This is a genomic window from uncultured Nostoc sp., assembly GCF_964245445.1.
In the GTDB taxonomy this organism is placed as follows: Bacteria; Cyanobacteriota; Cyanobacteriia; order Cyanobacteriales; family Nostocaceae; genus Nostoc.
Map to the genome: position 1 here is coordinate 1 of NZ_CAXTNE010000106.1, position 2,054 is coordinate 2,054.

Annotated in this window: 2 protein-coding genes; one reads left to right on the forward strand and one right to left on the reverse strand. The window is 41.0% G+C overall.

Annotation, left to right across the window (positions count from 1 at the left end):
- Positions 1 to 342: 342 nt before the first annotated feature.
- Positions 343 to 1,419: a magnesium-protoporphyrin IX monomethyl ester (oxidative) cyclase gene (acsF, locus tag ACFE90_RS18475; RefSeq protein WP_375503008.1), complete on the reverse strand. Its 1,077-nt coding sequence runs from the start codon at positions 1,417 to 1,419 to the stop codon at positions 343 to 345.
- Between the two features lie 447 nt (positions 1,420 to 1,866).
- Between acsF and ACFE90_RS18480 the strand changes: the two genes are divergently transcribed.
- Positions 1,867 to 2,054, forward strand: a 188-nt coding sequence (locus ACFE90_RS18480; protein WP_375503010.1) for a hypothetical protein, incomplete at its 3' end; no start/stop codon positions are given.

Consider the following 2,054-nt stretch of genomic DNA (forward strand, 5'->3'; position numbering starts at 1 on the left):
TTGGGATTTTTGCACAGATACGGTAATCATAAGTGATTCACCGGACTTGATATGACTTCCCCGAATGCGAACAGCGTCTCCAAGAGTTGAGTCTGGCCCCTTTCTGCTGCCTCTTCGTTGAAACTAGACAATCACAGATGGATACGGATAAACACTGATATTTATCTGTATTCCTCTGTGTTTTCATTTTCAGAAAATTGACTTTTGCAAATCGATGCTTTTGAGCATCAACCCAATCTACAAGATTAGTGATCGCAGTACTAATTACCTGTAATATTTAAAACAAAAAAAGTGGCTCTGCAATCAGCAGAACCACTAAAGCTTTTGCAAACTTGTTATAACTTAACGAACTGCCCCTTGAGCAGAAACAGTATCAATCGGTTTTATCAGGTACAAGCGCAATAGCTGCCAGCCACTGGAGATGTAAAGCGGCAGTTTTTGGAAGAATTGCAGGAATTTGGGAGTGCTGGAGTTAGCGATCGCACTCAACTTCTCGTTATTGCTTATACAAATATCCAACCGTTGATAAAACTCTGGATTCTCTACATCCAGCATCAGGGGGAACACTCGACCTGCATTTTCGTTAGTCTTCTTAATTACATGAATGTCGTATTCTCGCGCATCCAATCCAAGGGTGGCATAAAAGTCCTTGCGTTGGATGTCATTGAGATACATTGTCGCAAACACCGACAACAGGAAGAACCGACTCCACAGCCGTGCTTTCCAATCATTCAATATTTGCGGCTGGGATTTCATAATCGCATCAAAGAAATCGCCGTGACGGTTTTCATCCTGACACCAGTTCTCAAAGAACCGGAAGATTGGATAAACCCGGTCTTCGGGATGTGCTTCTAAATGCCGATAAATGGTGATGTAGCGCCAATAACCGATCTTCTCAGAAAGATAAGTAGCGTAGAAGATGAATTTCGGTTTAAAGAAGGTATAACTGCGGCTCTTAGTCAAAAACCCTAAATCTAGGGACAAATTAAAGTCCGACAAAGCTTTGTTCAAAAAGCCAGCGTGACGTGCTTCATCCCGTGACATCAGGTTAAAACACTCTGCCAAGACGGGGCTTTTGCCTTTCAAGCGACGGCCAAGTTCTTTATACAGCAAAAAGCCGGAAAACTCTGCCGTACACGAGCGTTCTAGAAACTCAACGAACAATCGGCGAGTTTCCCCGTCAATATGATCCCAGGATTGGTCAAACTCGGCATCCCGAACAAAGTGATGGCGGTTGTAGTCGGTGCGGAACTCTTCGAGAATGGCTTGTAACTCGTCTTCATTGACGGAAATATCCATCCGCGCCATTTCATCAAAATCGGTAGTATAAAACCGAGGTGTTAACAGGGTTTCTTTTGCCGGGACTTTAATCCCTGGCCGGATTTCTTCAAAGCCTGGTTTTTTGAGGGAATCTACCATGTCTTGATTGCTCTTTCGTCTTTATTATCTTAAGTAGACCAGAAAGCCAAGGTTAAAGCTCTGGCAAGGCCTGACAGCCCACAATAATCCAATTGTATAAAGTTCAGTCTACCAAGGTGCGGGTTAGAAATTTGCAAGCAAAAGATTAAGAGTTGCAACAATCATTTAATGTTTGCAAAATCTCAAATCGGAGACAGGACTTACGCAACTGGCACGATGGGATTCATCATGTATTACTTTAACGAGTTATTGCCTACGTAAGCTAAAACCAATCAAAAATATTTTACACCAGCTTTACGGAATATTTCAGTAAGCTTTTGTAGCATATAAGCATAAGTATTTTGACTTAATTTTTCCGAGTAACAAATATTTGACTTTCAACCTTTGAAATTGCAAAGGCTGTCGGATTTGTTTTGCCAAAATACCTAACTTTGAATGGAGTAATCTATGTTCTCTAGCGAAAATAATCTTATCAATACAGATAGTATTCTCGGAAATAATCCAAATATCAATTTATATACCACCGATAATAGCTATGGGTTAAATGTAAATCACAACAGCTATACTCCTGGTTCCCAAGTCAATAATATTTTTGCCAGTGCTATTTCTCTGACGGCACTTGCACCAGACTTAAT

Excerpts from the sequence above, each read along its gene's own strand:
- acsF (WP_375503008.1), bottom strand. The coding sequence starts at position 1,419 with ATGGTAGATTCCCTCAAAAAACCAGGCTTTGAAGAAATCCGGCCAGGG.